Origin of the sequence: Pseudarthrobacter phenanthrenivorans (genome assembly GCF_000813845.1) — a bacterium.
Classification (GTDB): Bacteria; Actinomycetota; Actinomycetes; order Actinomycetales; family Micrococcaceae; genus Arthrobacter; species Arthrobacter phenanthrenivorans_B.
The window spans coordinates 69696-96562 of the sequence record NZ_JWTB01000005.1; the positions used below are offsets into that span (position 1 = coordinate 69696).

General features: G+C 67.8%; 26 protein-coding genes, 6 tRNA genes and 1 riboswitch. Of the genes, 15 read left to right on the forward strand and 17 right to left on the reverse strand.

Annotated features, from left to right (window positions below):
• Positions 1-87: 87 nt before the first annotated feature.
• The 7 genes from RM50_RS02200 to RM50_RS02230 all read right to left on the reverse strand — a co-directional run bounded on the left by RM50_RS02200 (position 88) and on the right by RM50_RS02230 (position 6651).
• Complete coding sequence (locus RM50_RS02200; RefSeq protein WP_043449498.1) at positions 88-1422, reverse strand: HRDC domain-containing protein; 1335 nt, start codon at positions 1420-1422, stop codon at positions 88-90.
• A gap of 12 nt (positions 1423-1434) precedes the next feature.
• Positions 1435-2127, reverse strand: coding sequence for a DUF3000 domain-containing protein (locus tag RM50_RS02205; RefSeq protein ID WP_043449500.1), 693 nt, complete (start codon positions 2125-2127; stop codon positions 1435-1437).
• Between the two features lie 58 nt (positions 2128-2185).
• Positions 2186-3283 carry a threonine aldolase family protein gene (locus RM50_RS02210; RefSeq protein WP_043449695.1) on the reverse strand — a complete coding sequence of 366 codons (1098 nt, stop codon included), beginning with the start codon at positions 3281-3283 and terminating at the stop codon, positions 2186-2188.
• 43 nt (positions 3284-3326) lie between these two features.
• Entirely contained in the window at positions 3327-4067 is a 741-nt protein-coding gene (locus tag RM50_RS02215; protein ID WP_052259907.1) for an SDR family NAD(P)-dependent oxidoreductase, read from the reverse strand.
• Positions 4064-5431 carry a DUF6421 family protein gene (locus tag RM50_RS02220; RefSeq protein WP_043449502.1) on the reverse strand — a complete coding sequence of 456 codons (1368 nt, stop codon included), beginning with the start codon at positions 5429-5431 and terminating at the stop codon, positions 4064-4066. The genes RM50_RS02215 and RM50_RS02220 overlap by 4 nt, the downstream gene beginning before the upstream one ends.
• Positions 5432-5611: 180 nt before the next feature.
• On the reverse strand, positions 5612-6145 hold the full coding sequence (gene msrB / locus RM50_RS02225) for a peptide-methionine (R)-S-oxide reductase MsrB (protein WP_043449503.1): 534 nt from the start codon (positions 6143-6145) through the stop codon (positions 5612-5614).
• Between the two features lie 14 nt (positions 6146-6159).
• Positions 6160-6651: a hypothetical protein gene (locus tag RM50_RS02230; protein ID WP_043449505.1), complete on the reverse strand. Its 492-nt coding sequence runs from the start codon at positions 6649-6651 to the stop codon at positions 6160-6162.
• A gap of 160 nt (positions 6652-6811) precedes the next feature.
• Here RM50_RS02230 and RM50_RS02235 point away from each other — a divergent pair, with 160 nt between their 5' ends.
• The 4 genes from RM50_RS02235 to RM50_RS02250 all read left to right on the forward strand — a co-directional run bounded on the left by RM50_RS02235 (position 6812) and on the right by RM50_RS02250 (position 12410).
• The gene (locus tag RM50_RS02235) at positions 6812-8083 is read left to right on the forward strand and encodes an alpha/beta hydrolase family protein (protein ID WP_043449507.1); all 1272 of its coding nucleotides are present in this window, start codon (positions 6812-6814) and stop codon (positions 8081-8083) included.
• Position 8084: 1 nt separating this feature from the next.
• Positions 8085-9653: a succinic semialdehyde dehydrogenase gene (locus RM50_RS02240; protein ID WP_240471827.1), complete on the forward strand. Its 1569-nt coding sequence runs from the start codon at positions 8085-8087 to the stop codon at positions 9651-9653.
• A 35-nt stretch (positions 9654-9688) separates the two neighbouring features.
• Positions 9689-10498: an SDR family oxidoreductase gene (locus RM50_RS02245; protein ID WP_043449511.1), complete on the forward strand. Its 810-nt coding sequence runs from the start codon at positions 9689-9691 to the stop codon at positions 10496-10498.
• A gap of 166 nt (positions 10499-10664) precedes the next feature.
• Complete coding sequence (locus RM50_RS02250; RefSeq protein ID WP_240471828.1) at positions 10665-12410, forward strand: multicopper oxidase family protein; 1746 nt, start codon at positions 10665-10667, stop codon at positions 12408-12410.
• Here the strand turns inward: RM50_RS02250 and ybaK are convergent.
• The 3 genes from ybaK to RM50_RS02265 are packed head-to-tail and all read right to left on the reverse strand — an operon-like array spanning position 12403 to position 14363.
• Positions 12403-12948, reverse strand: coding sequence for a Cys-tRNA(Pro) deacylase (gene ybaK / locus RM50_RS02255; protein WP_052259908.1), 546 nt, complete (start codon positions 12946-12948; stop codon positions 12403-12405). The genes RM50_RS02250 and ybaK overlap by 8 nt on opposite strands.
• A gap of 9 nt (positions 12949-12957) precedes the next feature.
• Positions 12958-13407, reverse strand: a complete 450-nt coding sequence (locus RM50_RS02260) for a SufE family protein (RefSeq protein ID WP_043449701.1) — start codon at positions 13405-13407, stop codon at positions 12958-12960.
• A 29-nt stretch (positions 13408-13436) separates the two neighbouring features.
• Entirely contained in the window at positions 13437-14363 is a 927-nt protein-coding gene (locus RM50_RS02265; RefSeq protein ID WP_043449514.1) for a sulfurtransferase, read from the reverse strand.
• 215 nt (positions 14364-14578) lie between these two features.
• On the opposite strand from RM50_RS02265, the gene zapE reads away from it, so the two are divergent.
• Complete coding sequence (gene zapE / locus RM50_RS02270) at positions 14579-15616, forward strand: cell division protein ZapE (RefSeq protein WP_043449516.1); 1038 nt, start codon at positions 14579-14581, stop codon at positions 15614-15616.
• Here zapE and RM50_RS02275 read toward each other — a convergent pair.
• From RM50_RS02275 to RM50_RS02305, 7 genes are all read right to left on the reverse strand, one after another.
• Positions 15613-16845, reverse strand: a complete 1233-nt coding sequence (locus RM50_RS02275) for a benzoate/H(+) symporter BenE family transporter (protein WP_043449519.1) — start codon at positions 16843-16845, stop codon at positions 15613-15615. The genes zapE and RM50_RS02275 overlap by 4 nt on opposite strands.
• A gap of 140 nt (positions 16846-16985) precedes the next feature.
• Positions 16986-17249 (reverse strand): antitoxin, encoded by a 264-nt coding sequence (locus RM50_RS02280; RefSeq protein ID WP_043449520.1) that lies wholly within the window; start codon positions 17247-17249, stop codon positions 16986-16988.
• 138 nt (positions 17250-17387) lie between these two features.
• Positions 17388-17462, reverse strand: a tRNA-Val gene (locus tag RM50_RS02285).
• Positions 17463-17494: 32 nt separating this feature from the next.
• Positions 17495-17567 (reverse strand) — tRNA-Gly (locus RM50_RS02290).
• 54 nt (positions 17568-17621) lie between these two features.
• Positions 17622-17693 (reverse strand) — tRNA-Val (locus RM50_RS02295).
• Positions 17694-17730: 37 nt separating this feature from the next.
• Positions 17731-17801, reverse strand: a tRNA-Cys gene (locus RM50_RS02300).
• A 47-nt stretch (positions 17802-17848) separates the two neighbouring features.
• Positions 17849-17921, reverse strand: a tRNA-Gly gene (locus RM50_RS02305).
• Positions 17922-18237: 316 nt separating this feature from the next.
• On the opposite strand from RM50_RS02305, the gene RM50_RS02310 reads away from it, so the two are divergent.
• The 10 genes from RM50_RS02310 to ribA all read left to right on the forward strand — a co-directional run bounded on the left by RM50_RS02310 (position 18238) and on the right by ribA (position 26838).
• A tRNA-Val gene (locus RM50_RS02310) sits at positions 18238-18309 on the forward strand.
• A gap of 104 nt (positions 18310-18413) precedes the next feature.
• Positions 18414-19274: a cytochrome P450 gene (locus tag RM50_RS02315; RefSeq protein ID WP_043449522.1), complete on the forward strand. Its 861-nt coding sequence runs from the start codon at positions 18414-18416 to the stop codon at positions 19272-19274.
• Positions 19275-19348: 74 nt separating this feature from the next.
• Positions 19349-19951 (forward strand): peptide deformylase, encoded by a 603-nt coding sequence (def, locus tag RM50_RS02320; protein WP_043449524.1) that lies wholly within the window; start codon positions 19349-19351, stop codon positions 19949-19951.
• Positions 19948-20868 carry a methionyl-tRNA formyltransferase gene (fmt, locus tag RM50_RS02325; protein ID WP_043449526.1) on the forward strand — a complete coding sequence of 307 codons (921 nt, stop codon included), beginning with the start codon at positions 19948-19950 and terminating at the stop codon, positions 20866-20868. The genes def and fmt overlap by 4 nt, the downstream gene beginning before the upstream one ends.
• Positions 20865-22490, forward strand: coding sequence for an RsmB/NOP family class I SAM-dependent RNA methyltransferase (locus RM50_RS02330; protein WP_043449528.1), 1626 nt, complete (start codon positions 20865-20867; stop codon positions 22488-22490). The genes fmt and RM50_RS02330 overlap by 4 nt, the downstream gene beginning before the upstream one ends.
• A gap of 30 nt (positions 22491-22520) precedes the next feature.
• A complete protein-coding gene (gene rpe / locus RM50_RS02335) occupies positions 22521-23198 on the forward strand; it encodes a ribulose-phosphate 3-epimerase (RefSeq protein WP_043449530.1) in 678 nt (225 codons plus the stop codon).
• A 39-nt stretch (positions 23199-23237) separates the two neighbouring features.
• A riboswitch (FMN riboswitch) is annotated at positions 23238-23386 on the forward strand.
• Between the two features lie 167 nt (positions 23387-23553).
• Positions 23554-24693, forward strand: coding sequence for a bifunctional diaminohydroxyphosphoribosylaminopyrimidine deaminase/5-amino-6-(5-phosphoribosylamino)uracil reductase RibD (gene ribD / locus RM50_RS02340; RefSeq protein ID WP_052259909.1), 1140 nt, complete (start codon positions 23554-23556; stop codon positions 24691-24693).
• Entirely contained in the window at positions 24693-25355 is a 663-nt protein-coding gene (locus RM50_RS02345) for a riboflavin synthase (RefSeq protein ID WP_043449532.1), read from the forward strand. The genes ribD and RM50_RS02345 overlap by 1 nt, the downstream gene beginning before the upstream one ends.
• Positions 25352-26107, forward strand: a complete 756-nt coding sequence (ribB, locus tag RM50_RS02350; RefSeq protein ID WP_082006941.1) for a 3,4-dihydroxy-2-butanone-4-phosphate synthase — start codon at positions 25352-25354, stop codon at positions 26105-26107. The genes RM50_RS02345 and ribB overlap by 4 nt, the downstream gene beginning before the upstream one ends.
• Positions 26104-26838, forward strand: a complete 735-nt coding sequence (gene ribA / locus RM50_RS02355) for a GTP cyclohydrolase II (RefSeq protein ID WP_043449534.1) — start codon at positions 26104-26106, stop codon at positions 26836-26838. The genes ribB and ribA overlap by 4 nt, the downstream gene beginning before the upstream one ends.
• Positions 26839-26867 lie beyond the last annotated feature (29 nt).

Consider the following 26867-nt stretch of genomic DNA (forward strand, 5'->3'; position numbering starts at 1 on the left):
GGTGCATGCCGGAGTACGGCTGCAGTTGGCGTCGGTCCCACCGATGTTACTCGTGAGTAACTTAGCCCGCAAGGGCTGGAGCCGAGGTTACTGGGCGCCCCCGGCAGCGACTGCTTTGGGTTCCTTGGCAGGCAGTGGCTGCGGGTTCAGGAACGCCCCGGTAATCAGCGGCGCGGTGAGGTCCACCTGCCAGGCCCGGGCGCCCAGTGCACGCAGCTCAGCAGCGATGGATTCGACGGTTACCTCAGCCGGCGGCCGCCAGGCAACGCGCCGCAGGTAATCGGGCGTCAACAGGTTCTCCAGCGGCAGTTTCAGTTCCTCCGCCTTGGCCTGGAGGAGCGGCCGGGCGGTGGCCAGCCGGGCGGCAGCTTCCGGGTCCCGGTCCGCCCAGACCCGCGGGGGTGGCGGAGCGTTGGTGGCCAGGTGCAGCGGCGGCAGCTCTTCCAGGGCCCTCGCTGCGGCAATGCAGCGCAGCCACCGCGGTGCTTCGCGCTGTGCTGCGCGCCCATGGAACCCCTTGGTCGCCAGCAGTTGCGGGACGGTGGCCGGCATGGCCTTTGCCGCGGCAACGAGGGCGGAATCCGGAATGAGCCGGCCGGGTGCCACGTCGCGCTTTTGCGCCAGCGAATCGCGCTCCAGCCACAGTTCGCGGACGGCGGCCAGCTGCCGCCGGTCCCTGATCTGGTGCAGGCCCGAGGTCTTACGCCAGGGGTCCACCCGTGGAGGTGCAATGCCGGCTTCGAGGATGGCGGCAAACTCCTGCTCGGCGTACTCCAGTTTTCCGTCCGCCTGCAGCAGTTCGATGAGTTCTTCGCGCAGTTCGGTGAGGACTTCGACGTCCAGGGCGGCATAACGCAGCCAGGGCTCCGGGAGCGGGCGGGTGGACCAGTCGGCGGCGGAGTGCTCCTTGGCCAGCCCGAAGCCGAGCAGCTGCTCGATCACCGCGGCCAGGCCCACGCGCGGGAGTCCGGCCAGGCGGGCGGCGAGTTCGGTGTCGAAGAGCTTGTCCGGCCACATGCCGAGCTCGGACAGGCAGGGCAGGTCCTGGGTGGCCGCGTGCAGGATCCATTCCACGCCGCGCAGTGCGTCGTTGATGATGTCCAGGTTTTCGAACGGCTCAGGGTCGATCAGCCAGGTCCCGGCGCCCTCGCGGCGGATCTGGACCAGGAAGGCGCGCTGGCCGTAGCGGAACCCCGAGGCCCGTTCGGCGTCCACGCCGGCGGGGCCGGTGCCGGCGGCGATGGCAGCGGCACAGCGTTCCAGGCCGGATTGGGTTTCAATGACCAGCGGAACGCCGTCCCGGGGAGAGTCAAGGTCGATGATTTCGGGGATGGGGCTGTCAAAGCCCTCCACCGTGATGTGGGGCGCGGTATCAGCAGCCGGGACGCCGGCTGTGGTGTTTTCCGGAATGTTTGGGGTCATGATGCCCCCAGTTTACCGGGCTGCCCCATGACCGTTCTGCTGGCTGCGCCGGCGGGGCGGGAGGGCGGTGACGCCGTCCGGCAGGGGCGGCAGCCCGGCGAAGGTGCATACCATGTCCGACCACGCCTCGAGGTGGGCCTGGACGTCGGCAGACGCGGGTGTCCAGGAGGCCCGCAGTTCGATGTCGATGGACCCCGGCCGCCCGGCCAGGGTGCCGAAGCTTTCGGACAGGACCCGTGTGGCCGTACCCCCGGCTGCCCGGTAGGCCGCCTTGTGGTTTTCCAGTGCCTCCACCAGCCAGGTCCACGCCACGGTGCCGAGCAGCTGGTCGTTGCCCATTTCGGGTTCAAGCTCGGCGCGGATATAGGTGACGATCCGGAACTCGCCGTCCCACACCGCTGAGCCGTCCGGGTCATGCAGCAGGATGAAGCGTCCGGTGGCGAGTTCCGTCTCGTCCTCGTCGGCCGGCCCCGAAGCGGCTGTGCCGGATGCGGCGGCGAAGGCCATGGCCGCGGGACCGTGCACGGGCGTGGATGGCACGCCGGCGCCGGGCGCCAGGACTTCGGCGCCCAGCGCGACGGCGAAGGGCGCCAGCCGGGCGGGGGCGGGGATCTCCGCCAGGCGCAGCTCCTTGCGGCACTGGGCTTTCCTGAGGGTTCCCAAGGCGTGGAGAAAATCCGGGGGAACCTGGTCAAGTGCGTTCACCTTGGCAGATTACGGGGCAGGAGGGGGTGGAGTGGGAAGGCTCGCCGTCAGCAGCCGGTCACCCGGCCCGGCCGTCCTGGTAGTCCCGCAATTCATGCCTGATTGCGGCGGCAAAGGCATCAACATCCTCCTCAGTGGTGTCGAAGGAGCACATCCACCGGACTTCCCCTGCCGCCTCGTCCCAGTCGTAGAACCGGAAGGAGCCGCGCAGCCTGTCCGCCGCGCCGGGGGGAAGGACGGCGAAGACTCCGTTTGATTCCGTTTTCTGGGTGGGCCGGACGCCGGGGATGGTGTCGACGGCGGCACGCAGGCGGGCGGCCATGGCATTGGCGTGGGCGGCCGAGCGCAGCCACAGGTCGCCTTCCAGCAGGGCGATGAACTGGGCGGACAGGAACCGCATCTTGGAGGCCAGCTGCATGTCCATCTTGCGCAGGTAGACCAGGCCGTGGGCCGCCTCGGGGTTCAGGGCCACCACCACTTCGCCGAACAGCAGCCCGTTCTTGGTGCCGCCGAAGGACAGGATGTCCACGCCGGCGTCCCTGGTGAACGCCCGCAGGGGCACGCCCAGGTGCGCTGCGGCGTTGGCCAGCCGGGCACCATCCATGTGCAGCTTCATCCCCTTGGCGTGCACGTGGTCGGCAATGGCGCGCACTTCCTCCGGCGTATAGCAGGTGCCCAGTTCCGTGGTCTGGGTAATGGAGACTGCCAGCGGCTGGGCGCGGTGCTCGTCGCCCCAGCCCCAGGCTTCCCTGTCGATCAGTCCGGGCGTCAGCTTGCCGTCGGGGGTGGGCACGTGCAGGAGCTTAAGCCCGCCGACGCGCTCCGGTGCGCCGTTCTCGTCCATGTTGATATGCGCGGTGGACGCGCATACCACCGCGCCCCACCGGGGGAGCAGGGACTGCAGCGACAGGACGTTGGCACCGGTGCCGTTGAACACCGGGAAGCATTCAATGCCGGGGCCGAAGTGGTCGACCATCAGCTCCTGCAGGCGCGCGGTGTAGTCGTCCTCGCCGTATGAGACCTGGTGCCCTTCATTGGCGGCGGCCAGTGCTGCCAGGACTTCGGGGTGGACGCCGGAGTAGTTGTCGGAGGCGAAGCCGCGGACATTGGGATCGTGCAGCCGCAGTCCGGCACCGGTTTCTGCTGTTGTCGTCATGGGATTGGTCACGCTTTCAGTCTAGGTTCAGTCACGGCCGCGGTCAGTCTGCCAGCCGGAGCCGGGCGCCATTGAGTTCGGCGGCCGGCGCGTCGAAGAGGCGTACGACGGCGGCGGCCAGGTCGGCGACGTCCGTCGCCCCGGGGAACTTCCGCTCCGGGTGGGCGCGGCGCAGTGCATCGTCCACCAGGGCCTTGACCACGAGGATCGTGGCCGCGGGCTGGCCGCCGCCCGCCTCCGGAATCCGGCGGAAGCCGTCAGCCAGGGCCATGGTCCACGCTTCCGCGGCGGCCTTGGCCGCCACGTAGCTGGCCACCGCGGCGGCCGGCTTCTCCACCGCGGTGGAGGAGACGATGGCGAACCTGCCGGAGCGGGAAGCGGCGACGTCGTCGAAGAAGACGCGTGAGGCGTTGCGGAGCGTGGTGACGGCGCCGCGTTCCAGGAAGTCCCAGTCGTCGTCGGACTGGTCGGTGATGCCCTTGGCGCCGCGCCAGCCGCCCACCAGGTGGATCACGCCGTCCACCCTGCCCAAAGTCCCGCCGACGTCGTCGCGCAGCCTCCGGACGTCCGCCAGCACCGCGAGGTCGCACGTGAAGGGCGTGACGCCGTCGCCCGCCTGCCGGGCTGCCGCAGCAATCCGCGTCCGGTCCGAGCCCACCGTGGCCACCCGGTGTCCTGCCAGGGCAAGGGCGCGCGCCACGGCGACACCGGATGCCCCGCTGCCGCCGGCCAGCAGGACGTTAAGTGGTCCGGCGGCTCCCGGTTCCCGGGCAGCCGTGCTCACAGCGCGGAGCGGCCGGTGATGCCGGCGGTGGACTCGATGACCGGGCGCATCTTCTTCTCCAGTGCTTCGTAGAACATGGACAGCGGGAACTCGTCGTCCAGGACCTGGTCCGTCAGGCTCCGCGGCGTTCCAGCCAGCGGCAGCGCATCGGGTCCCTTTGCCCAAACGGACGCCGGGTTGGGGGTGACCGTTGCCGACACCAGCTGGTAGGCCGCGAGCCAGTGCGCGGTCTTCGGCCGGTCAATGGAGCGCCAGTACAGGTCGTCGATGCTGGCTCCCAGGGCGATGACGGCATCCGCCACCTCGTCCCAGTCGATGGTAAGCCTGGTGTCCGTCCAGTGCAGGACGTGCTGCTGGTGCAGCCAGGCGAACAGGAGCTGGCCGCCCAGGCCGTCGTAGTTGCGGACGCGGCTGCCGGTGATGGCGAAGCGGAAGATGCGGTCGAAGATGATGGCGTACTGCACGAGTTTTGCGTGCCGCCGGGCCTCGGGATCGGCGTCTTCGTCCCTTTCGATCCGGACCGATTCGCGGAACGCGGTGAGGTCGCAGCGCAGTTCCTCCAGCGAGTACAGGAAGTATGGCATGCGCTGCTTGATCATGAAGGGGTCGAACGGCAGGTCGCCGCGCATGTGTGTCCGGTCATGGATCAGGTCCCACATGACAAACGTTGCTTCGGTGAGGTCCTGGTCGGCGAGCAGTTCCGCAGCACCTTCGGGCAGTTCCAGCGAGGTGATGTCCGCGGCGGCTTTCAGAACCCGCCGGAAGCGCGCAGCTTCCCGGTCGGCAAAGATGGCGCCCCAGGTGAAGGTGGGGGTCGTGCTGACGGCTACGGTCTCCGGGAAGAGGACGGCGGAGTTGGTGTCGTAGCCGGGCGTGAAGTCAACGAACCGGATGGGCACGAACATCTTGTTCGAGTAGGCGCCAGCCTCCAGGCCGGCGATGAACTCCGGCCAGATGACCTCGATCAGCACCGCCTCCACCAACCGGTTGCTGCTGCCGTTCTGGGTGTACATGGGGAAGACCACCAGATGCTGCAGGCCGTCATGGCGCTGCTCCTGCGGCTGGAAGGCCAGCAGCGAGGACAGGAAGTCCGGGACCTTGAAGCCGCCGGCCGCCCAAGCCTCGAAATCGGCACAGGCGGCATCGAGGTAGGCGGCATCGTGCGGAAACGCAGGGGCCAGGGCGCGGATGGCGTTCACGATGGTTGCTGCGTACCGGTTGGCTTCCGCATGGTCGGCGGCGTGGGGCACGGAGCCGTCCTGGACCTGGAGGGCCTGCAGGGCGGTTGCCGCGCCCTTGAGCCGGAGCCAGTCCTGGCTTTCGGCGGAAATACCGGTAACGGCGGTGGTCAGGGTCTCTGTCATCGTCGGCTGCCTTTCTGGTTGCTTGCTTCTCTGGCGAGCGTAACAAGCAACCAGCAGCACTTATGCCAAAAAGGGTCTATCGTAAGTAAGCCTTAGCCTCCATGGCGTAGCCGCAGGTCCGAGGCTGGTCCGTTACTGGGGGTCCACCCCCGTGAATCCGCGGCACTGGAAGCCGTGGCCTCAGGACCCGGCCTTTCCTGCGGCATCGTCCTTGGCAACCAGACGCAGGGAGACCGAGTTGATGCAGTAACGCTGGTCGGTGGGCGTCCCGTAGCCCTCGCCCTCGAACACATGGCCCAGGTGGGAGTCGCAGGTGCCGCAGCGCACTTCGATCCTGTCCATCCCCAGCGTCCGGTCGTGGATGTAGCGCACCTTGCCTTCGGCGAGCGGCGCCCAGAATGACGGCCAGCCGCAGTGCGAATCAAACTTCTCGTTGCTGGTGAAGAGTTCAGCGCCGCACGCCCGGCACTGGTACACGCCCTCGGTGTGGGTGTCCCAGTATTCACCGGTGTAGGGCCGTTCGGTTCCCGCCTGGCGCAGGACGCGGTATTCCTCCGGGGTCAGTTCCTCCCGCCACTGGGCGTCGCTCTTCTGGACGGTGCCTGCCGCGCCGGCGCTGCCTGCCGCCGTCGTATCCTCCCGGCTGTCCCGGGATGTTCCGCCCGCAACGCCTGGCCCCTTGTTGCCGAAAATGCTGTTTCCAAAGATGCTCATAGCCTTCCCAACGCTCAGGAGTCGCCGATAAATCCCGAGCCCGCGTACAGGTGGAGCACCGGGACGCCGAGCTGGTCCTGGGCCTTGTTGGCCCAGTCGGTATGGAAAGTGTCAGCCACAGCATGCGGCCTGGTGATCACTACCGCCTGTGCGGCGCCGGTTTCCCGGACCGCGGCAACCAAGCCATCCACGGCTTTGCCCTCCACTACCTGGCCAGTGACTCCGGCGCCCAGCCCGGCAAGGGCAGCGAGCGACGCCGCAAGGGTTTCATCAGCGTGCGCGCGTTCGGCGGCGGCGTCCGGGTTGCGGTCGGCCAGGTCCCGGAACGCCTTCGCCACGTCCAGCATGGAAAGGTTCTCCAGGAAGTCCACCAGCAGGTGCCGCTCGGTGTTGGCCGGCACCAGGACCAGCAGGCGGCTGTCCGATCCATCCACCAGCCGTTCAATGTTCACGCGGTCGTCCGCGCCCAGGGGTTCTTCGGTCAGGATGACGATGGGATCACTCATGGCCTTAGCCTAGCGCCGCCCCGGCACGCCTGCACCGTGGGTTCGCAACAGCCGCGGGAACGACTGCAGCGGCATGCCGGGCCGGTCCGAAAATGCCGGTATCTGCGGCGGCGCCGGTAAGAATAGACCCATGGCACCTTTCCGGCGAGCGCGCCCTGCAATGACTGCACACCCGACTGATTCCGGGGGAGTGTCGCCGGGGGCGAAGTGGGCTCTTGCCGGGGCCATCGCGGGAGGATCGGTGGCAAGCCTGCTGGGAGCCGGCTCCTCGGCGCTCGCCGTCTATTTCGCCCGCCGCGTGATCACGCCGGCACGGCAGCGTGCTGCCGACAAGGAAGTGCTCGCCGTGATCCGGGACGGACATCAGCAGCAGGTGATCCTGGCTGCCAATGACGACACCACTGTGGACGGGGTCTACGGGTTCTTTTTCGACGGCGGCAAGGGCCACGCGCGCATCGGCCGCATCGTTTCCTATTCCCCCGCGGAGCGGACCGTCCTGCGGGAGGTGGAGGCCGTCTACAGCGGCGATCTCTCCACGGCCCGCTGGGGCTGGTGGAGCGGGGCCACCTATCCCGACCCGGCCGCCGTCGGAATTCCCGCGGAGGACGTGCTGATTCCGGTGGAGCGCGGCGAAGCGCCCGCGTGGCTGGTGCGCGCAAAAGGGACCGCCCGCACCTGGGCCATCATGGTGCATGGCCGCGGGGCCACGCGGCAGGAAGCGCTCCGGGCGGTAGGCCCGGCCCTGGAACTTGGCCTGACCAGCCTGCTTGTGTCCTACCGCAACGATGGACTGGCGCCGTCGGCCGACGACGGACGGTACGGACTGGGCTCAACGGAGTGGCAGGACATCGAAGCCGCCATCGAATACGCGCTGGCCAACGGTGCCGAGGAGATTGTGCTGTTTGGCTGGTCGATGGGTGGAGCGATCTGCCTGCAGACGGCCGACCTGTCCCGGCACCGGCACCTGGTCCGGGCCATGGTGCTGGACGCACCCGTGATCGACTGGGTCACCGTGCTGGCCCACCATGCACAGCTCAACCGGATCCCCTCGCTGGTGGGCCGGTACGGGCAGCTGATGCTGGGCCACCCCCTGGGGCGCAGGCTCACCGGCCTGTCGGCGCCGGTGGACCTGAAGGTCATGGACTGGGTGTCGCGCGCTGTCGAACTGCGGACGCCCACACTGATCATCCACAGCGTCGACGACGAGTACGTGCCGTACGGACCCTCCGCCCTGCTCGCGGAACGGAACCCGGAAATGGTGACCTTCGAAAAGTTCAACCACGCCCGGCACACCAAGGAGTGGAATGTCGATCCGGAGCGCTGGGAACGGGTGGTGAAGGCCTGGCTGCGGCAGCAACTCGCTCCGCGCCTCAATCCCGGTTCGACTGCGGGGCCAGGGCTGGCCACCCGGCAGTCCTCCGCGGGGGAATGACGTGGCACGGACCGCTCCCGGAACGGTAATGGCCCGCGGCCGGAAGCTGGCCGCGGGCCTCTCCGGCCTGGTGACGGCAGCACCGGGCGGCCACATGCAGGCCTCGCATGCCCCCTTTGACGGCTCAGTGCTGGGGGAGGTCCCGGTCTGCAGCGGGAACGACGTGCAGGCCGCCGTCGACACTGCCCGCCTGGCGCAGCGGCCCTGGGCAGGTGCGTCCGTCGCACACCGGTCCGCCGTGATCAGGCGTTTCCGCGCGCTCCTGCTGGACCGGGAGCAGGACATCCTTGACCTGGTGCAGGCCGAGAGCGGCAAATCACGGCTGAGTGCGTTCGAGGAACTCGCAGACGTGATCCTTACGGCGGACTATTACGCGCGGACGGCGGAAGGGTACCTGGGCCCGCGGCGCCGGAAGGGCGCCGCACCGCTCCTGACCCGCACCACCGAGTACCGCGTCCCCAAGGGCGTGGTGGGCGTCATCAGCCCGTGGAACTACCCCCTGACCCTGGCGGTCTCCGACGCCATCCCCGCCCTGCTGGCCGGAAACGGCGTCGTCCTGAAACCAGACGCACAAACACCCTTCACGGCCCTGCTGATGCTCGACCTGCTCCGGCAGGCAGGCCTTCCCGCCGACCTGTTCCAGATCGTCACGGGGCCGGGGCCGGTCATTGGGCCGGTGCTGATCGGCCTGGTCGACTTCCTGATGTTCACCGGATCGTCCAGGACCGGCAAGGCCGTGGCACGCCAGTGCGGTGAACGGCTGATCGGCTTCTCGGCCGAGCTGGGCGGCAAGAACCCCATGCTCGTGCTGGCCGACGCGGACATCGGCAAAGCCGCCGCCGGGGCAGTGCAGGCATGCTTTTCCAACTCCGGCCAGCTCTGCGTCAGCATTGAGCGGATCTACGTGCACGCCGACGTGTACGACAGGTTCCTGGCGGCCTTCGTCGATGCGGTGAAGCATATCCGCATGGGTCCGGGACCGGACTGGACCATCGGCATGGGATCGCTCACCAGCGCGGCGCAGGTTGAGCGGGTTGACCGCCACGTCCAGGACGCGCTTGCCAAAGGCGCCCACGTCCTCACGGGCGGGCGCCGGAGGCCGGACCTCGGGCCGCTCTTCTACGAACCGACGGTCCTGGCCGGTGTCACCGACGACATGCTCCTTGCCAGGGAGGAAACGTTCGGACCGGTGGTCGCCGTGTACCGGGCGCCGGACGACGACGCCGCCATTGCCATGGCCAACGACTCCGACTTCGGCCTGAATGCCAGCGTCTGGTCTGCCCGGCACGGCGAATCGGTGGGCCGCAGGCTCCTGACCGGCACCGTGAACATCAACGAAGGATATGCCGCCACCTGGGCATCCCACGACGCGCCGATCGGCGGCATGAAGGACTCCGGCGCCGGCCGGCGGCACGGCCGGGAAGGCATCCTGAAGTACACCGAGCCGCAGACCATCGCCGTGCAGCGGCTGCTCCGGGTGGCACCCGCCCCGGGCATGTCCAACCGGGCCTACGCACGCCTCATGAAAGCGGCCATCACCCTGATGGGCCGCTTCCCCCGCAACCGGTAGGCACCATGCGCCCGCCGACAACCAGGAGAACCCCCATGGCCAGAGGAACCCGGCTGTCCGGCGCAACCGTCCTTATCACCGGAGGTGGCAGCGGGCTGGGCCGCCGGATGGCCCTCGAAGCTGCCCGGCGCGGCGGCCGGGTGCTGGTCTGGGACCTTGATGCCCGCGCCGGCATCGCAGTGCGCGATGAGATCAGGGCGGCCGGCGGACGGGCCGAGGCACAGGCGGTCGACGTGACCGACCGCAGGGCTGTCCAGGAGGCCGCCGCTGGCGCCGGAACGGTGGACGTCCTGGTCAACAATGCGGGGGTGGTGAGCGGCCGTAAACTCCTCGACGCCACGGACCAGGACATCGAAAGGACCATGAACGTCAACGTCATGGCCCTGTATTGGGTTACCCGCGCCTTCCTTGGCGGGATGGTGGACCGCGGCCGGGGGACGGTCGTAACAATTGCGAGCGCTGCGGGGCTGGTGGGCGTGGCCCGGCAGACCGACTATTCCGCCAGCAAGTTCGCCGCCTTCGGGTTCAATGAGTCGCTCCGGGCGGAGCTCCGCGCCGGACACAGCGGCGTCAACACCCTGGTGGTCTGCCCCTACTACATCGACACCGGGATGTTCGACGGCGTACGCACCCGATGGCCCCGCCTCCTGCCCATCCTGCAGGAAGAGCAGGTGGCGGGCGCCGTCCTGGACGCGGTCGAAGCCGGCCGGCACAAGGTGGTCCTGCCGCCCATCGTGAACCTTCTCCCGGTCCTGCGGATCCTGCCCGTCAGCGTTTTCGACCGGCTGATGGACGTGCTGGGCGTCAACCGCACCATGGACCACTTCACCGGCCGGGAAGGATAGGACCGGCAGGGATCCAGGCTGGTCCCAGCCTGCGTCAACAGGGGGATCCAGGACCCTATACCGGGCCACCGCGTGGGTTTATCCTTGCTGCTCAAGGGGGGACACCTGCAATGAAATGGGGCCCCACATGCGAATAACACGACGACAGTTGCTACAAGCCGGTGCGGTGGCCGGCGCGGGACTGCTGGCTTCACCCGGTTCGCCGGCCGCGGCGGCACGCGGACCTGCCTCCCGGCAGCAGGACCTGTTCACCGAGCAGCTTCCCACCCTGGATGAGCTGGGTGTGCTGGACATGCAGAAGGGAGGCAGTACCGCCCTCTGGGTCCGCAACGCCTGCCACAGGTTCCATGCGCAGATGGGACTGACGGACACCCTGGCTTACCAGGAAGCGGGGTCGTCCCGGACCTACCTCGGTCCTGTGATCATCGCCCGGAAGGGGACGCCCTTTGAGCTGACCGTCCACAACGGTGCCGAACGGCACCCGCTGGCCTTCGCGATTGACAAGGAACTGGTTCCGGCCGGAACCGATGACGCGCGGCGTCCGCGCGCGTCCGTCCACCTTCACGGCGGCAACACCAGCCCGCAGTCCGACGGCGGCCCGGACCAGGCGTTCGGTCCCGGCAATTCCTACACCTACCACTACGGGAACAACCAGGACGCTTCCGGACTCTGGTATCACGACCATGCCCTCGGGCTGACCCGCCTGAGCGTCTACGCCGGACTGGCCGGCGGATACCTGCTCCGGGACACTCCCGGCCGCGGCGGATCCGGTATGGACACCGGCGACGGCACCCACCTGCCACCGCCGCCCTACGAGGTTCCCCTGATCATCCAGGACCGCATGTTCAACCCGGACGGTTCGTTTGCCTACCCGCCGAACCCGGACCTCAAGGGACCCGACGGGGGACCGCGGCCCTGGGCACCCGAATTCTTCGGCGACGTCGCCACGGTCAACGGCAAGTGCTGGCCTAACCTCGACGTCGTCCGCGGCAAGTACCGCTTCCGCGTCTTCAACGGCTCGAACGCCAGGTTCTACGATCTTAAGTTTGATGCCGGCGGCTCCGCGCTGGCCTTCCACCAGATCGGGTCCGACGGCGGACTCCTCAACGCCCCCGTCCGGCTGAACCGGCTGGTCATCGGCCCCGGCGAACGCGCGGACCTGGTGGTGGACTTTGCCGGGCTCCGGGCCGGAACGCGGGTGGTCCTGCGCAACAGCGCCCGCGTACCGTATCCCAACGGGCCGGAATCCATTGCGCGCGGCGGCCTGCCGCTCCCGCAGATCATGCAGTTCAGCGTGCAGTCCCGGACCGGCTACACCGTGCCCCTGCCTGCCCGGCTCAGGGAAGACGACATCACCAGCCTTCGGGAGACAGGACCGGCCGCAACCCGGCAGATGGCGTTGGTGGAGGTAGCCAACGCCGACGACGTTCCGGTGATGGCCCTGCTGAACAACAGGATGTTCGACAGCCCGGACATCACGGTGGTGAAGAGTGACACGCTGGAACAGTGGGAGCTCATCAACACTACTGAGGACGCCCACCCGATCCACCTGCATTTCACCCAGTTCCAGGTGCTCAACCGGCAAAAGTTCGACGCCGACTCCTACCTGGAGGCCACCGGCTACGTTGATCCGGCCACCGGCCTTGTCACGCCGGGGCGGGAAAATCACGCGGAGATTGCTGACTTCCTTATCGGCCGTCCCAAGGAGGCGCCGGATACCGAGCAGGGGTGGAAGGACACTGTGGTGGCGCTGCCGGGGGAGGTCACCCGGATCCGGGTTCCCTTCGGCGCGGGGGCGGCAGGCGGAGCCCCGCTGGCGATCGGCTCATCCTTCAAGGGCGAGTACGTGTGGCACTGCCACATCCTGGAGCACGAGGACAACGACATGATGCAGCGCTACATGATCACGTAGCAGGGGGCTCCCGGACGGGTCGCTGCCCGGGCCGGGACGAGCCGGCTGCCAGGGAGCTGATGGGAGCGGTGACAGCGTCCGTCAGCCTGGCCAGGTCCGCCGGCGCGAGTTCGATGTCCAGGCCGCGCCGGCCTCCCGAAACCAGTATGGTGCCGAAGGCCAGCGCACTGGAGTCCAGCACTGTGGGGGAGGGCTGCCGCTGGCCGAGAGGGGAGATGCCGCCCAGGACATAGCCGGTCCGCCGCTGGGCCGCTCCGGGGTCAGCCATGGCGGCATTCTTGGCGCCGAGTGCGGCGGCCATCGCCTTCAGGTCGAGGCTTCCACTGACCGGGACAATGCCGACTGCCAGCCTGCCCTCCACTTCCACCATCAGGGTCTTGAAGACGCGGGAGGGATCGATCCCCAGGACTTCGGCAGCTTCCGCGCCGTAGCTGGCAGCCGCGGGATCGTGTGTATAGGGGTGAAGCACAAAGGAAACCCCGGCCGCGGTCAGTGCCGCTGTGGCCGGGGTTCCCTGCGTGCTGTTTTTTCGCCCCATGAAGCCCGGTCAGGCCTGGGTGCGGGAGGCCGCAGCCACCTTGCGCTTGATCCTGCCCAGCATGGCGGTCATGCCGCGCATGCGCAGCGGGGTGATGGCACGGGTGAGCCCCAGCAGTTCCGGCATGTCGTCCGGTACGGCCAGGATTTCCTCGGCGGACAGGCCGTCCAGGCCCTCGTGGAGTACGCCGGCGAAACCGCGCGTGGTGGGTGCCTCGGCAGGTGCCTTGAAGAACAGGTGCACCGCGCCGTCGTCGTTCCCTGTCTCGATGGTGAGGAACAGCGGCGACTGGCACTCAACCACCTGCTCCAGGAGCTCGGGGTGGTCCTTGAGCCGTTCGGGAAGTTCCGGCAGCCCTTCGGAGAACTCCAGCAGCAACTGGAGCCTTTCGGGTTCGGACACGGCCTGGAAATCGTCCACAATGGCCGCCAGGGCGGAGGGCAGAGCTTGAGTAGTCATCATTCCCAGTCTACGCGGGCGGGTGTGCCTCAGGCTCCGACGGCGACGGGAACGGAGCCGCGCTCAGCGCCCTTCACGATGGGCACGCGCACGGCGTTGCCCCACTCGGTCCAGGATCCGTCATAGTTGCGCACTGATTCGAAGCCAAGGAGGTACTTGAGGGCAAACCAGGTGTGGCTGGAACGCTCGCCGATGCGGCAGTAGGCCACCACGTCGTCGCCCTCGGACAGGCCGGCCTCGCCCAGGTAGATCGCCTCAAGCTCAGCGCGGCTCTTGAACGTCCCGTCAGCGGCGGCGGCACGGGCCCAGGGAATGGACGCGGCGGTGGGGATATGGCCGCCGCGCAGGGCACCTTCTTCCGGATAGGCCGGCATGTGGGTGCGCTGTCCGGTGTATTCCTCCGGGGAACGGACATCGATGAGCGGGCCGTTGCCCAGGTGCGCCAGGACGTCCTCCTTGAAGGCGCGGACCGGGGCGTCCTCGCGCTCCACCACCGGGTAGGTACCTGGAGCGGGGGACGGCATGTCCTTGGTCAGGTCCCGGCCTTCGGCAACCCACTTGTCCCGGCCGCCGTCGAGCAGCCGGACATCCTCGTGGCCGAAGAGCGTGAAGACCCACAGGGCGTACGCGGCCCACCAGTTGGACTTGTCGCCGTAGATCACCACGGTGCTGTCGCGGGAAATGCCCTTGGCGGCGGCGAGCTTCGCGAAGGCCGCACCATCGATGTAGTCGCGCGACACTTCGTCGTTAAGGTCTGTGTGCCAGTCGATCTTGACGGCGCCGGGGATGTGGCCCGTTTCGTACAGGAGGACGTCCTCGTCGGATTCGACCACGACGAGCCTGCCGTCTGCCGCGGCCCCGCTTTCAATGGCCGCCGCGAGCCATTCGGTGGACACGAGCCGCTCCGGGTGGGCATAGGCTGCGAACTTCTCATTCTGTTCAACCGGGTAGGGCATGGTTTGGCCTTTCAGTAAGAGCACGGGAAACCGTGGAACCGGCATTGGAACCTGTTCCCACCCTAGCCAGCGCCTGTGGCGTTGTCCGTATTCCGTTAACAGGGAGAAATGTTGCCTTGCTCACGCCGCGCGGTGCGTGGCAGCCGGCAAGCCCGGGCGCGGCCGGCATTGCCGGTATCCTTTCTGGGGACCAACCACCAGCAGAACGGACCACCTTGGTACAGATCGAACAGCTTGCCGCCCGCACCCCGGCAGTTTCGGTGGACGAACTCCTCAAGGGCTTCTACCCGTCGCCCCGGTTCGGGGAGGTCTCCTTTTCGAGCTACCGACCGGACCCCCGGCAGCCCAGCCAGGCCGCGGCGGTGCGGGCACTGGAGGGATTTGCCGACGGCGTGAACTCCGGCAACGGGGGCGGCCTCTTCAAGAAGCTGTTCGGCAAGAAGGACGAGTCCCGGGCCGGCATTTACCTGGACGGCGGCTTCGGCGTGGGCAAGACGCACCTGCTGGCGTCCCTGTGGCACGCATCGCCGGGCCCCAAGGCCTTCGGCACTTTCGTGGAATACACCAACCTGGTGGGCGCACTGTCCTTCCGTAAGACGGTGGAGGCCCTGAGCAGCTACAAGCTGGTGTGCATTGACGAATTCGAACTGGACGACCCGGGCGACACGGTCCTGATGTCGCGGCTCATGCGCGAACTGTCCGACGCCGGCGTCAAGCTGGCCGCCACCTCCAACACCCTGCCGGGGTCGCTGGGGGAGGGGCGGTTCGCCGCCGTCGACTTCCAGCGCGAGATCCAGGTGCTGGCGGACCAGTTCGACGTCATCCGCATCGACGGCGAGGACTACCGGCACCGCGGCCTCCCGGCGGCCCCGGCCCCGCTGCGGAACAGTGAACTCAACGTCCACATGAAGGCCGAGTTCGACGGCAAGACGGTGGCGCAGGACGAGTTCTCCACCCTCATCCACCACCTCGCCGGCGTGCACCCCAGCCGCTACCGGCAGCTGATCGACGGCATCGACGGCGTGGTGTGGCGCAACGTGGAAACCATCAGGGAACAGGCCGTGGCCCTGCGTTTCGTGGTCCTGGCGGACAGGCTCTACGACAAGGACGTACCCATCCTTGCCAGCGGCGTCCCCTTCGACCAGCTGTTCACCGAGGAAATGATGACCGGCGGGTACATGAAGAAGTACTTCCGTGCCGTGTCCCGCCTCACCGCCCTGGCCCGCGAGGGCCAGAACCACGAACCCTCCTAGGCGGACGGCTTCCCGGGCCGGACGCCGGGCCGGGGCTGCAGTGCCCACCGCACCACAAGCCCGGCCAGGAGTGCCCAGAAGGCGGAGCCGATTCCGGCGAAGGCCAGACCTGAGGCGGCCATCAGGAACGTGACCGCCGGGGCGATCCGGTCTTCGGGATCGGCCAGGGCAGCGGAAACGGCCGAGGCGAGCGTTCCCAGCAGGGCCAGGCCTGCCACGGCCTCCAGCATCCCGGGCGGCGCCTGGTTCACCACGGCCACCAGCGCTGCGGAAAACGCCGCCAGCACCAGGTAGGCCAGGCCCGACACGAACCCGGCCAGCCAGCGCCTGTCCCGGTCGCTGCCTGCCTCCTCGCCTGCCGCCAAGGCCGCACTCAGGGCCGCGAGGTTGATCGCATGTCCGCCGAAAGGGGCACCCGCCACAGTTCCCGCTCCGGTCACGAGCATCGCCGGGCGCCATGGCGTGCTGTAGCCAAACGACCGGAGGACGGCCACTCCCGGGACGTTCTGCGACGCCATGGTCACCACGAACAACGGGATGGCAATGCCTGCCAGTGCCTGCGGGCTGAACGCGGGAGTGGTCCAGGACAGAGCGGGGACCATCGCGGCCGGCTCAACGGCTGTGCCGGCCGAAGCCAGCGCGACGCCAATGACCCCCAGCGCCACGAGCAGGGCGGCGGGCACCGACCACCGGGGAGCAAACTTCATCATCGCCAGCCAGCAGATAATCACCGGTGCCACGAAAACGGGCACCGTGCCGAGGGCCTTGAACGGCGCAAGGCACAGCTGCAGCAGGACCCCGGCCAGCATCGCCTGGGCCAGGGACGACGGAATGCGGGCCATCAGCCGGCCGAGCGCCGGCACCATCCCGGTCAGGGCCAGCAGCAGCCCGGCGGCAATGAAGGCGCCGACGGCGGCCGGCCAGCCGCCGTCGGGCACCACCGAGGCAGCCAGCAGCGCCGCACCCGGGGTGGACCACGCCAGTGTCACCGGTACCCTGGAGCGCCACGAGAGCACCAGGACGCCGAGCCCGACGGCGAGCGTCAAGGCCAGCAGCCCGGACGCGGCCTGGGCGGGGTTGGCTCCTACTGCTTTGAGCCCGGCCAGGACGACGGCAAAGGAAGATGTGAACCCAACCAGTGCGGTGACGATTCCGGCCACGACGGGCCTGGAATCGATCCGGGTCCGTCCGGCCTGTGTTGTCTGGTCGGGCGTTGCTGACTTGGGCATACCGGCAGGTTACCGGCGGGGCTTGGGGAACCCGCAATCGCGGCTGCAAAGACGCTGGTTAAACGCCAAAGGCGCAGGTGCCGCCTCACGGCGGGACCCGCGCCCCGTTGACGTGCCGGGCAAGGCCCTGGCCAAATCCTTTACGGAGCCCTGTCTACCGGCGGAACCGGATTTTCAGGAGCTGCAGGCGGAACCTGTCCGGCGGCGGGTGCCTGTCCCGGGGTTCCGTTCTTGTCAATGAGCTTGGAAGCGCCATCCTGGATCTTGTCGACGTGGCCTGCGTACTTGCCGCCGGTCCTGGTGTCGACGAAATCGCCGGCCTTGGTGATGCCGTCCTTGATGGCCTGCTCGTTGCCGCGGATGAGACCCTGAGCCTTGCCCTTTAGATCGTCAATCAAACCCACGAGCACCTCCCTTCGATCGCGGAGCCAGGTCGCTCCTCGCGCCTTCGATCCTAGCGGTGGCCTGGAGGTGTGCCAAGGGAATTCGCCCGCAGCGGATAAGGGTAGACGAAAAAAGCAGCTCCGGGGAGCTGCTGTGGATGGTGGGCGATACTGGGATCGAACCAGTGACCTCTTCCGTGTCAGGGAAGCGCGCTACCGCTGCGCCAATCGCCCCGAACCGGAAGACCGGCTGTGGGATGTAAGAGAGCGGACGACGAGATTCGAACTCGCGACATCCACCTTGGCAAGGTGGTGCTCTACCAGCTGAGCTACGTCCGCGTGTGCAGGATGAACCGGTAAACCGGTGGTACTGCGGGCAAGTTGCCTTGCCAGTGGGCGATACTGGGATCGAACCAGTGACCTCTTCCGTGTCAGGGAAGCGCGCTACCGCTGCGCCAATCGCCCATTGAATCCGAAAATCCGGAAACCATGGTTTTCACCGAGGTGGGTACGGGATTCGAACCCGTGTATACGGCTTTGCAGGCCGCTGCCTCGCCTCTCGGCCAACCCACCGTGTTAGCGTCAATTCCGGGGAATATTAGCTGTGACAGTGTCCTGCGAGCGGACGACGAGATTCGAACTCGCGACATCCACCTTGGCAAGGTGGTGCTCTACCAGCTGAGCTACGTCCGCATTTTGGAGGTCTGATTCCCTGCCGTTTCCGGCATTTCCTCGCGTTCCAACGAGTAAAAACAATATAGGAGGTTGCGGGATTCTCCAAATCGACGCTGTCCCGCAGGCCGGCACTCCGTCTGCTTCCTTGTGTTGGCGCGGATTTTGGGACTTACAGTCATGTAATTTACGACGGCGGCCCGGGCGCGCTTAGTGCCTAGGGCCCGCTTTGGAGCCTTCGGCGGGAAGGGTGCACCCCTCTGCCAAGGGCTGCAGGCCGGACCCGAACCACGATTTTTGAAAAGCGCCGATGGTGGGCTAGCATTCAAATGCATCGGGGCGATTGGCGCAGTGGTAGCGCGCTTCGTTCACACCGAAGAGGTCACTGGTTCGAACCCAGTATCGCCCACCGCAGAGGTCCGTTTCCGCTCATCAGCAGCGGGAACGGGCCTTTTTTGTGTGCGGCTCCCGCCCCCGGAGCTTTTGTCGGCCCCCTGTGAAAGAGTCTTTTCCATGACTGATCCGCTTCTCGCCCACGCCACTGAATACGGCCGCATGTATGCACGGTCAACGTCCGAACAGTTCTCGGTTCCGTCCATCACCACGGTGATCAGCCAGCAGCCGCACGGCCTGGACGGCTGGTTCGGCTACATGGGTGCCAGCAGCCTGGCCAACGACCCACTGCTGGCGGATTGCCTGGGCAGCCCGGCGAAGATCAAGCAGGCCATCAACCGTGCGGCCAAGGCTGCCGAAACCTACCGGGATGACGCCGCCAGGCGCGGGGACCGTGTCCACTACTACTGCGAGCAGGTGGCACTCCGGGCGCTGGGACGCCCGCACGCGATGAAAGAGGCCCGCGAGGCGCTGGCCGCCAACGGGGAGGAAGCCTTCGCCGTCCGTTTCGACGAATGGTGGGAGCTCTTCCGGGTGGAGCCCATCGCGCCCGAAATCACGGTCTGGAACAATTCCGTGGGGTATGCCGGGACGCTGGACCTTGTCGCCCGGATCAACGGGCGCGTTTGCCTCATCGACTACAAGACCAAGGGCACCACCCGGGACGGGCTGGTCAAGCCATTGGACGACAAAGTGGTGATGCAGTTGGTGGCCGGCATGAAGGCGGAAGAAAGCCTCGTGGACCCGGAGGCCGGCACCTGGGAGCCCTGGAAGTACGGGGACAACCCCGTGCTGCTGGCCGTTGCCATCGGCGAGACGGAAGTCCGCCCCGTCCGCGCCAACCCCGAAGTCCTCAAGCACCATTGGTGGAAGTTCTGCGCCCTGCGCCGGGTCTGGGAACTCTCGGCCGACACCATCAGTGCCGGCACGGCCCTGCTGCCCATCGCCCCGCCGCCGCTGGCCCAGGCCCGCACGGCGTAGCGGGGCCCGCCGCAGGAGAGTGCACCTAAACTGGACAGGTTCCCTTTACCGCCAACCGTGAGGACTTAGAGCGCATGGCTATTCTGAATATCCGCATCATCGGTGATCCTGTGCTGCGCACAGTTGCCGATCCCGTGACGGATTTCGGACCCGAGCTTGCCAAACTGGTCGCCGACATGACCGAGACCATGGAAGACGTGGACGGCGCGGGGCTCGCCGCTCCGCAGGTCGGCGTCAGCAAGCGTGTCTTCACTTACCGCATTGACGGGGTCGAGGGGCACATCATCAATCCTGTGCTCGAAAACAGCGATGACTACCAGCAGGACCACGTGGAAGGCTGCCTCTCCATTCCCGGCCTCGGTTTCCCGGTCCGCCGCTTCCGCTCCACCCGGGTCACCGGCGTGGACATGCACGGCAACCCTGTCTCCCTTGAAGGGGAGGGCATGCTGGCGCGGTGCTTCCAGCATGAAAACGACCACCTGGACGGCATCCTCTACACCGACCGGCTCGAGGGTGAAGACCGGAAGGCCGCCCTGCGCTCCATCCGCAACGCCAACTACGACGCCGTCGCCGGACGCACTACGGCCAAGCGCGCCAAGAGCGTCGGGTCGAGTTTCGGCGGGGCAAGCTTCGGCGGGACCAGCGCCCCCGGCTCCAGCTTTGGTGCGGCCGGGTGAGGGTCCTCTTTGCGGGCACGCCCGCCGTTGCAGTGCCGTCACTGGACGCACTCATCAAGGCCGGGTTCGACGTCGTTGCCGTCCTGACGCGTCCCGACGCGCCGATTGGGCGCAAACGGGTGCTGACGCCGTCGCCCGTTGCGCAGCGGGCTGCGGAACTGGGCATTGACGTCATCCACGCCGCACGGGTTGACGCTGAAGCCATTGACAAAATTTCCGCGGTACAGCCGGACGTGGCGGCCATCGTGGCGTACGGCGGACTGGTTCCCCCGCCCGCCCTGGCCATCCCACGGCACGGCTGGGTCAACCTCCACTTCTCCCTGCTGCCTGCCTGGCGCGGAGCCGCGCCTGTGCAGCGGGCCGTCATGGCCGGCGATGAGATCACCGGTGCTGTCACCTTCCAGCTGGAGGAAGGCCTGGACACCGGACCGGTGTTTGGCACCTTGACCGAATCGGTGCGGCCCCAGGACACGGCCGGTGATCTCCTCGAGCGGCTGTCCCACAGCGGCGCCGTGCTGCTGGCGCAAACACTGTCGGCCATCGACGCCGGAAAAGCGGCCCCGCAGCCTCAGGCGGGTGACGTCTCGCTCGCACCGAAACTGACGCTGGAGGACGGCCACCTCAATTGGTCCCATCCTGCCCTGGCCATCAGCAGGCAGGCACGCGGCGTCACTCCCGAGCCGGGTGCCTGGACCGTGCTGGACGGGCAGCGGGTCAAGCTCGAACCTGTCCGGCTCCGGCCGGAGGTGTCGGGCCTCGCGCCGGGAGCGGTGGCCCTGCAGGGGAAAGTTGTGCTGGTTGGGACTGGATCGCATGCGGTGGAACTCACCCGGATCCAGCCCGCCGGTAAAAAGATGATGGCCGCCGCCGACTGGGCGCGCGGCATGGCTTCACTGGAGAGCGTGGTGTTCGAATGAGCGGGTCCGACGGCAACGCAGGCGGGCGTGGAAGTGCCGGGGGACGCGGCAGCGCAGGAAAGAGCGGTCCGGGCGGCGGGGGAGCTGCCGGCAGCGGCCGCGGCAGGGGCGGACCACGGGATTCCAGTAACCGCAATGCCAAGGGACGCGAACGCAACCGGGGCCCGCAACGGAGCTTTACGGAGCAGGCGCCGTCGCAGCGGACCAGGCGTGCCGATCCCGCCCGCCTCGTGGCCTTCGAAGTGCTGCGCGCCGTGGCGGAGGAAGACGCCTACGCCAACCTGGTGCTGCCGGCGAGGATCCGCCATCACCGCCTGGACAAACGGGATGCCGGCTTCGCCACGGAACTAAGCTACGGCGCCCTGCGCGGCCAGGGCACTTATGACGCCATCCTGGCGCGCTGCGTGGACCGGCCGCTGGCCCAGCTCGACCCCGCGATCCTCGATGCCCTGCGCATCGGCGCCCACCAGCTGCTCGCCATGCGCGTCCCAGCCCACGCTGCGCTGGACCAGACGGTGGGGCTGGCCCGGGCCGTCATCGGGGCGGGCCCGTCGGCCCTGATCAACGCCGTCCTCCGCAAAGTCACCGCCCACTCCCTTGACGAGTGGCTGGACCTGCTGGTGGCCGGCGAGACCGACGAAACCAAAATCGCGTCGCTGAGGTACGCGCATCCAGAATGGATCGTCCGGGCCATGCGGCAGTCGCTGGTCGCACACGGCCGGTCAGCGGCCGAGATCAACGACCTGCTCGAAGCGGATAACGCCGCGCCCGTGGTCAACCTTGTGGCCCTGCCCGGCCTGGGCAGCCTGGAGGAGGCCTTGGACAACGGGGCCACGCCGGGCGAACTGGTGGAAGGTTCCGCGTTGTCCAGCGGTGGAGACCTCGGCCGGCTGGCGTCCGTGCGGGCCGGCACCACCCGCGTGCAGGACGTCGGTTCCCAGCTCGTGGCAAGGGCCCTTGCTGCCGTGGAGCTCCCCGCTGCAGAGCTCTCAGGTACAGATCTCCCTGCCGCCGGCTCCGGCGGTGAAGCGTGGCTGGATCTCTGTGCCGGCCCCGGCGGTAAGGCTGCGCTCCTTGGTGCCCTGGCGCACCAGCGCGGCGCGACGCTCCTGGCGAACGAACCGGCCCCCCACCGGGCCAAACTCGTCAGCCAGGCACTGTCCGCCGTCCCGCACGACAGCTGGCAGGTGCGTACGGGTGACGGCCGCGAAGTGGGCGCCGAGCAGCCGGAACGGTTCAGCCGGGTCCTGGTGGACGTCCCTTGCACTGGCCTTGGAGCTCTTCGGCGCCGGCCTGAGTCCCGGTGGCGGCGCTCTCCCAAGGACATCACCGACCTGGGCCTGCTGCAGCGTGAACTGCTGTCCTCCGCCCTGGCGGCTGTCCGGCCCGGGGGAGTCGTAGCCTATGTCACCTGTTCACCGCATCCGGCCGAAACCACGGCGGTGGTGGCGGATGTCCTCCGGAAACGCACCGACCTGGAACTCCTCGACGCCGGCGCAGCCCTCGATGCCGTGAGCCTGACCGGAAACCTCGGTGCCGGCCACGAACTGACAGCCCAGCTCTGGCCGCATATCCATCACACTGATGCCATGTTCCTGGCCCTCATCCGGAAGAAGGCCTGACCCATGCACCTTCAGCGAAAGGCACACCCCGTGACGCAATGCTGCATCAACCCGAGCATCCTCTCCGCTGACTTCGTCAACCTTGAAGCCGAACTGCAACGGATCAGCAACGCCGACGCCGTGCACGTGGACGTCATGGACAACCACTTCGTCCCCAACCTGACCCTCGGGCTGCCCGTCGTCCAGCGCATCCAGGCGGTCAGCCCGGTTCCGCTCGACGCCCACCTGATGATTTCCGACGCCGACCGGTGGGCACCGGGGTTCGCTGACGCCGGCCTGGCCTCGGTGACGTTCCACGCAGAGGCATCGATAGCGCCCATTAAGCTGGCCCGCGAACTGCGCAGCAGGGGATCGAAAGCAGGAATGGCGCTCCGCCCCGCCACACCCGTGGAACCGTACCTGGACATGCTGCCGGAGCTGGACATGCTGCTGATCATGACGGTGGAACCCGGTTTTGGCGGTCAGGCGTTCCTGGACGTCACCCTGCCCAAGATCCGGCGTGCCCGGGCCGCCGTCGAAGGTTCCGGACTGGGACTCGCCATCCAGGTTGATGGCGGCATCAGTGAAGACACCATTGCCCGCGCCGCCGAAGCCGGCGCCAATGTCTTCGTTGCCGGCTCCGCTGTCTATGGTGCCGACGATCCCGCCGCGGCCATCGACCTGTTGCGTGAAAAAGGCGGCCGGGCATTACGCCCGGCGACGGAATAACCGGAAGCGCCGGCCGGTTGTGGCACAATAACAACACACATACGTGCTCCGGGGTCGGTGTAAGTCCGAACCGGCGGTGACAGTCCGCGACCCGCGAGCCGGTGGTTCCCCAAGGAACCGTCGGCGGACGGTTGAACCGGTGGAATTCCGGTACCGACAGTTAAAGTCTGGATGAGAGAAGCACGTACAGCTGTATCTGCGGACCCTGCGGTCCCGCAGCGTTCTGCTGTCGTAAATCCCCGGAGCCATCGCGGTTCGAGAGGGAAGGAACGACAGGGATGAACCCCCAGCGATGGCTCTTTGATGCCACTACTCCTGCCAGGTCCATGGCAGGCACCACCACCAGGTCCGCCGTATGACGGCGCGTGTGGAGCTCCAGCCCGCCGACGGGGTGGTCACCGCTTTCACTTCCGGGGAAACCCAGGCCATGGGCCTGGCCCTGCAGGCCGCCCTCAAAGGGCCGCGGGGAGCGAATCCGCTGGTGGGCGCCGTCGTGATCGACTCCGGGGGCCGGCATGTGGTCACGGGCTACCACCGGGGTGCCGGCACCGCCCACGCCGAAGCCGACGCCATCACCCAGGCCGCTGACGCGGGACTGGACCTCTCCGGCTGCACCATGGTGGTCACGCTGGAGCCCTGCAACCATGTGGGCCGCACCGGGCCCTGCACGGAAGCCATCATCGGCGCCGGGATCACCGATGTGGTGTACGCCGTCGACGACCCCCATGACCCCGCTGCGGGCGGCGCCGCCACCCTGCGTGCCGCCGGGGTCCACGTCCGCAGCGGCCTTGCCGCCGAGGAGTCCCTGGACCTGAACCGGCAGTGGTTTGAGGCAGTGGCCGCCAAGCGCCCCTTCGTTACGCTCCACATCGCCCAGACCCTGGATGCCCGGATTGCCGCCGAAGACGGTACCAGCCAGTGGATTTCCAGCCCGGAGTCGCTGGCGGACAACCACGGAATCCGCGGCCGCATCGATGCCATCCTGGTGGGAACGCAGACCGTCCTGGTGGACAACCCCCGCCTCACCGCCCGCGATTCATCCGGCCAGCCGGCGCCCAAGCAGCCCGTCCGGGCGGTCATGGGGCTCCGCGACGTGCCCGCTGACGCCGCAATCCTTGGCGACGACGGGCTGGCCGTCCACCTTCCCACCCGCGATCCCCGCGAAGCCCTGACCCTGCTGTACGAATCCGGCATCCGGCACGTGATGGTGGAGGGCGGCTCACGGATCCTCAGCGCTTTCCTGTCGGCGGGCCTGGTGGACGAACTCATCGTGTACCTGGCCCCCACCCTGCTGGGATCCGGAACGCCTGCCCTGAACGGACTGGGGATCACCAGCCTTCTGGACGCCCAGCAGTGGGAATGGGATGCGTCCGATGGCGGCGCGGTCCGGACACTGGGCAGGGACCTACGGCTTCACCTCAGACCGCAACGGAGAGTTGCACTCGACCACCCACCAACCCGCGACACTGCGGAACAAGCCCAGGGAGGCTACTGATGTTCACCGGAATTATTGCCGAACAGGGGCGGGTGCTGTCCGTGGAGCGTGACGGGAACACCAGCGCCACCGTCCGGCTGCACGCACCCTCCTCCACCGGGGGCCTGGCATTGGGCGGTTCGATCGCCGTGAACGGCGTGTGCCTCACGGCAACCGCCATCGACGGCCAGGACTTCAGCGTGGACGTCATGGGCGAGACCCTGGTCCGCAGCACCATCGGCGAACTCGCCGCAGGCGACTCCGTCAACCTGGAGCGCTGCGTGCCGGCCGGCGCCCGCCTCGACGGCCACGTGGTGCAGGGCCATGTCGACGGCGTTGGTGTCCTGCTGGAACGGGAGCCGCAGGGGAACTGGGAGCGGCTGCGCTTCGGTGTCCCCGCGAACCTGGCCCGGTACATCGCCGAGAAGGGCTCCATCGCCATCGACGGGGTCTCCCTCACCGTGACGGCTGTCAGCCCCGCCGCGGAGGCAGAGCCCTGGTTTGAAGTCGGGCTCATCCCCACCACCCTGGCCGAAACCGGCCTGGGGACTAAAACCACCGGAAGCAGGGTGAACCTGGAAGTGGACGTCCTGGCCAAGTACACCGAACGGCTGCTGGCCTTCCGCACCGACGGCGCGGCCACCGGCACCGGCGAAGCAGCACGTGCGGGAGGTGCGCTGTGAACGCAGCCGTGCGCCTGGAACCCGCCGCAGCAGATCCCGCCACGGCTGCCCTGGTTGCTGAGGGACACGGAACCGCGCCCGCCAGGGGGCTGGACCCGATCGGGGACGCGGTGCGTGCCCTGGCCGTCGGCCGGCCCGTGCTCGTGGTCGACAACGAGGACCGCGAAAACGAAGGTGACATCATTTTCGCCGCCCAGCACGCCACGCCGGCACTCATGGGCTGGACCATCCGGTACAGCTCCGGCGTCATTTGCGTGCCCCTGACGGGGGACCGGGCCGACGCCCTGGCACTGCCTCCCATGACCGCGGTCAACGAGGACGCCAAAGGCACCGCCTACACCGTGTCCTGTGATGCCGCCACCGGCGTGAGCACGGGCATCTCGGCCACGGACCGGGCCCTCACGGCCCGCATCCTGGCCGATCCGCACGCCTCACCGGCCTCGATCACCCGGCCGGGGCATATTTTCCCGTTGCGTGCCGTTGATGGTGGTGTGCGGGAACGCCAGGGCCACACCGAAGCCGCCGTGGACCTGTGCCGCCTCGCTGGACTGGAACCCGTCGGCGTCATCGCGGAAGTGGTGTACGACGATGGCGAGATGATGCGCCTCGACGGGCTCCGTTCGTTCGCAGCTGAACATGGGTGCCCCCTGATCTCCATTGAGGACCTGGTGGCGTATCTTGAAGCCGGGGCCGGGGGAGCCCAGGGTGAGGATGCCCGGGTAACACCGGGCGAAGAAAAGGAGAAACGATGACGGCAGCCGCAGCCAGCGACGACAGCCACCAGGAGGGCCCCGTGGGACACAAAGGTGTATCCGGCGAGGCACCCCATCCCGTCAGCGGCGGACCGGTCGTGCAGTTGCCCACCGCCTTCGGCGATTTCGTGGCGCAGGCATGGACGGACCTGGTCACCGGCGTCGAACATCTGGCCGTCAGTTCCCCCGCCGCGCCCACCGACGGAAAAGCACCCCTGGTGCGCCTCCACTCCGAGTGCCTGACCGGCGATGTCTTTGGGTCGTACCGGTGCGACTGCGGCGAACAGCTCGCCTACGCGCTGGAACTGATCCGCGACAACGGCGGCACCCTGCTCTACCTGCGCGGCCAGGAAGGCCGCGGGATCGGCCTGGCCAACAAGATCAAGGCCTACGCGCTCCAGGAGGCGGGCTTTGACACGGTAGAGGCCAACGAACAGCTGGGCCTGCCGGTCGATGCCCGCTGCTACAAGGCCGCCGCCCAGATCCTCGCGGAAATGGGGCTGCACGAGGTCCGGCTGCTCAGCAACAATCCGGACAAGCAGAACAGGCTGGCCAAGGCAGGGGTGAAGGTCGTGGAGATGGTGCCCACCGAGGTCCCGTCCCGCGAGCAGAACATCCGTTACCTGCGGACCAAGAAGGACCGCATGGAACACCGGCTGCTGCTGGACACGCACATCACTCCCGTGACTGTCACCGCGGCTGAAGCCCTTTACGACCACGAACAAGACTGAACTTCCACAGAACGAACGGAACACAAGAT

Bases quoted from the DNA above. Each gene is read 5' to 3' on its own strand.
- RM50_RS02200 (WP_043449498.1), bottom strand. From the start codon at position 1,422: ATGACCCCAAACATTCCGGAAAACACCACAGCCGGCGTCCCGGCTGCT.
- RM50_RS02210 (WP_043449695.1), bottom strand. From the start codon at position 3,283: ATGACGACAACAGCAGAAACCGGTGCCGGACTGCGGCTGCACGATCCC.
- RM50_RS02220 (WP_043449502.1), bottom strand. From the start codon at position 5,431: ATGACAGAGACCCTGACCACCGCCGTTACCGGTATTTCCGCCGAAAGC.
- msrB (WP_043449503.1), bottom strand. From the start codon at position 6,145: ATGAGCATCTTTGGAAACAGCATTTTCGGCAACAAGGGGCCAGGCGTT.
- RM50_RS02230 (WP_043449505.1), bottom strand. From the start codon at position 6,651: ATGAGTGATCCCATCGTCATCCTGACCGAAGAACCCCTGGGCGCGGAC.
- RM50_RS02235 (WP_043449507.1), top strand. From the start codon at position 6,812: ATGACTGCACACCCGACTGATTCCGGGGGAGTGTCGCCGGGGGCGAAG.
- RM50_RS02245 (WP_043449511.1), top strand. From the start codon at position 9,689: ATGGCCAGAGGAACCCGGCTGTCCGGCGCAACCGTCCTTATCACCGGA.
- ybaK (WP_052259908.1), bottom strand. From the start codon at position 12,948: ATGGGGCGAAAAAACAGCACGCAGGGAACCCCGGCCACAGCGGCACTG.
- RM50_RS02260 (WP_043449701.1), bottom strand. From the start codon at position 13,407: ATGACTACTCAAGCTCTGCCCTCCGCCCTGGCGGCCATTGTGGACGAT.
- RM50_RS02265 (WP_043449514.1), bottom strand. From the start codon at position 14,363: ATGCCCTACCCGGTTGAACAGAATGAGAAGTTCGCAGCCTATGCCCAC.
- RM50_RS02275 (WP_043449519.1), bottom strand. From the start codon at position 16,845: ATGCCCAAGTCAGCAACGCCCGACCAGACAACACAGGCCGGACGGACC.
- RM50_RS02315 (WP_043449522.1), top strand. From the start codon at position 18,414: ATGACTGATCCGCTTCTCGCCCACGCCACTGAATACGGCCGCATGTAT.
- def (WP_043449524.1), top strand. From the start codon at position 19,349: ATGGCTATTCTGAATATCCGCATCATCGGTGATCCTGTGCTGCGCACA.
- RM50_RS02330 (WP_043449528.1), top strand. From the start codon at position 20,865: ATGAGCGGGTCCGACGGCAACGCAGGCGGGCGTGGAAGTGCCGGGGGA.
- ribD (WP_052259909.1), top strand. From the start codon at position 23,554: ATGACGGCGCGTGTGGAGCTCCAGCCCGCCGACGGGGTGGTCACCGCT.
- RM50_RS02345 (WP_043449532.1), top strand. From the start codon at position 24,693: ATGTTCACCGGAATTATTGCCGAACAGGGGCGGGTGCTGTCCGTGGAG.
- ribA (WP_043449534.1), top strand. From the start codon at position 26,104: ATGACGGCAGCCGCAGCCAGCGACGACAGCCACCAGGAGGGCCCCGTG.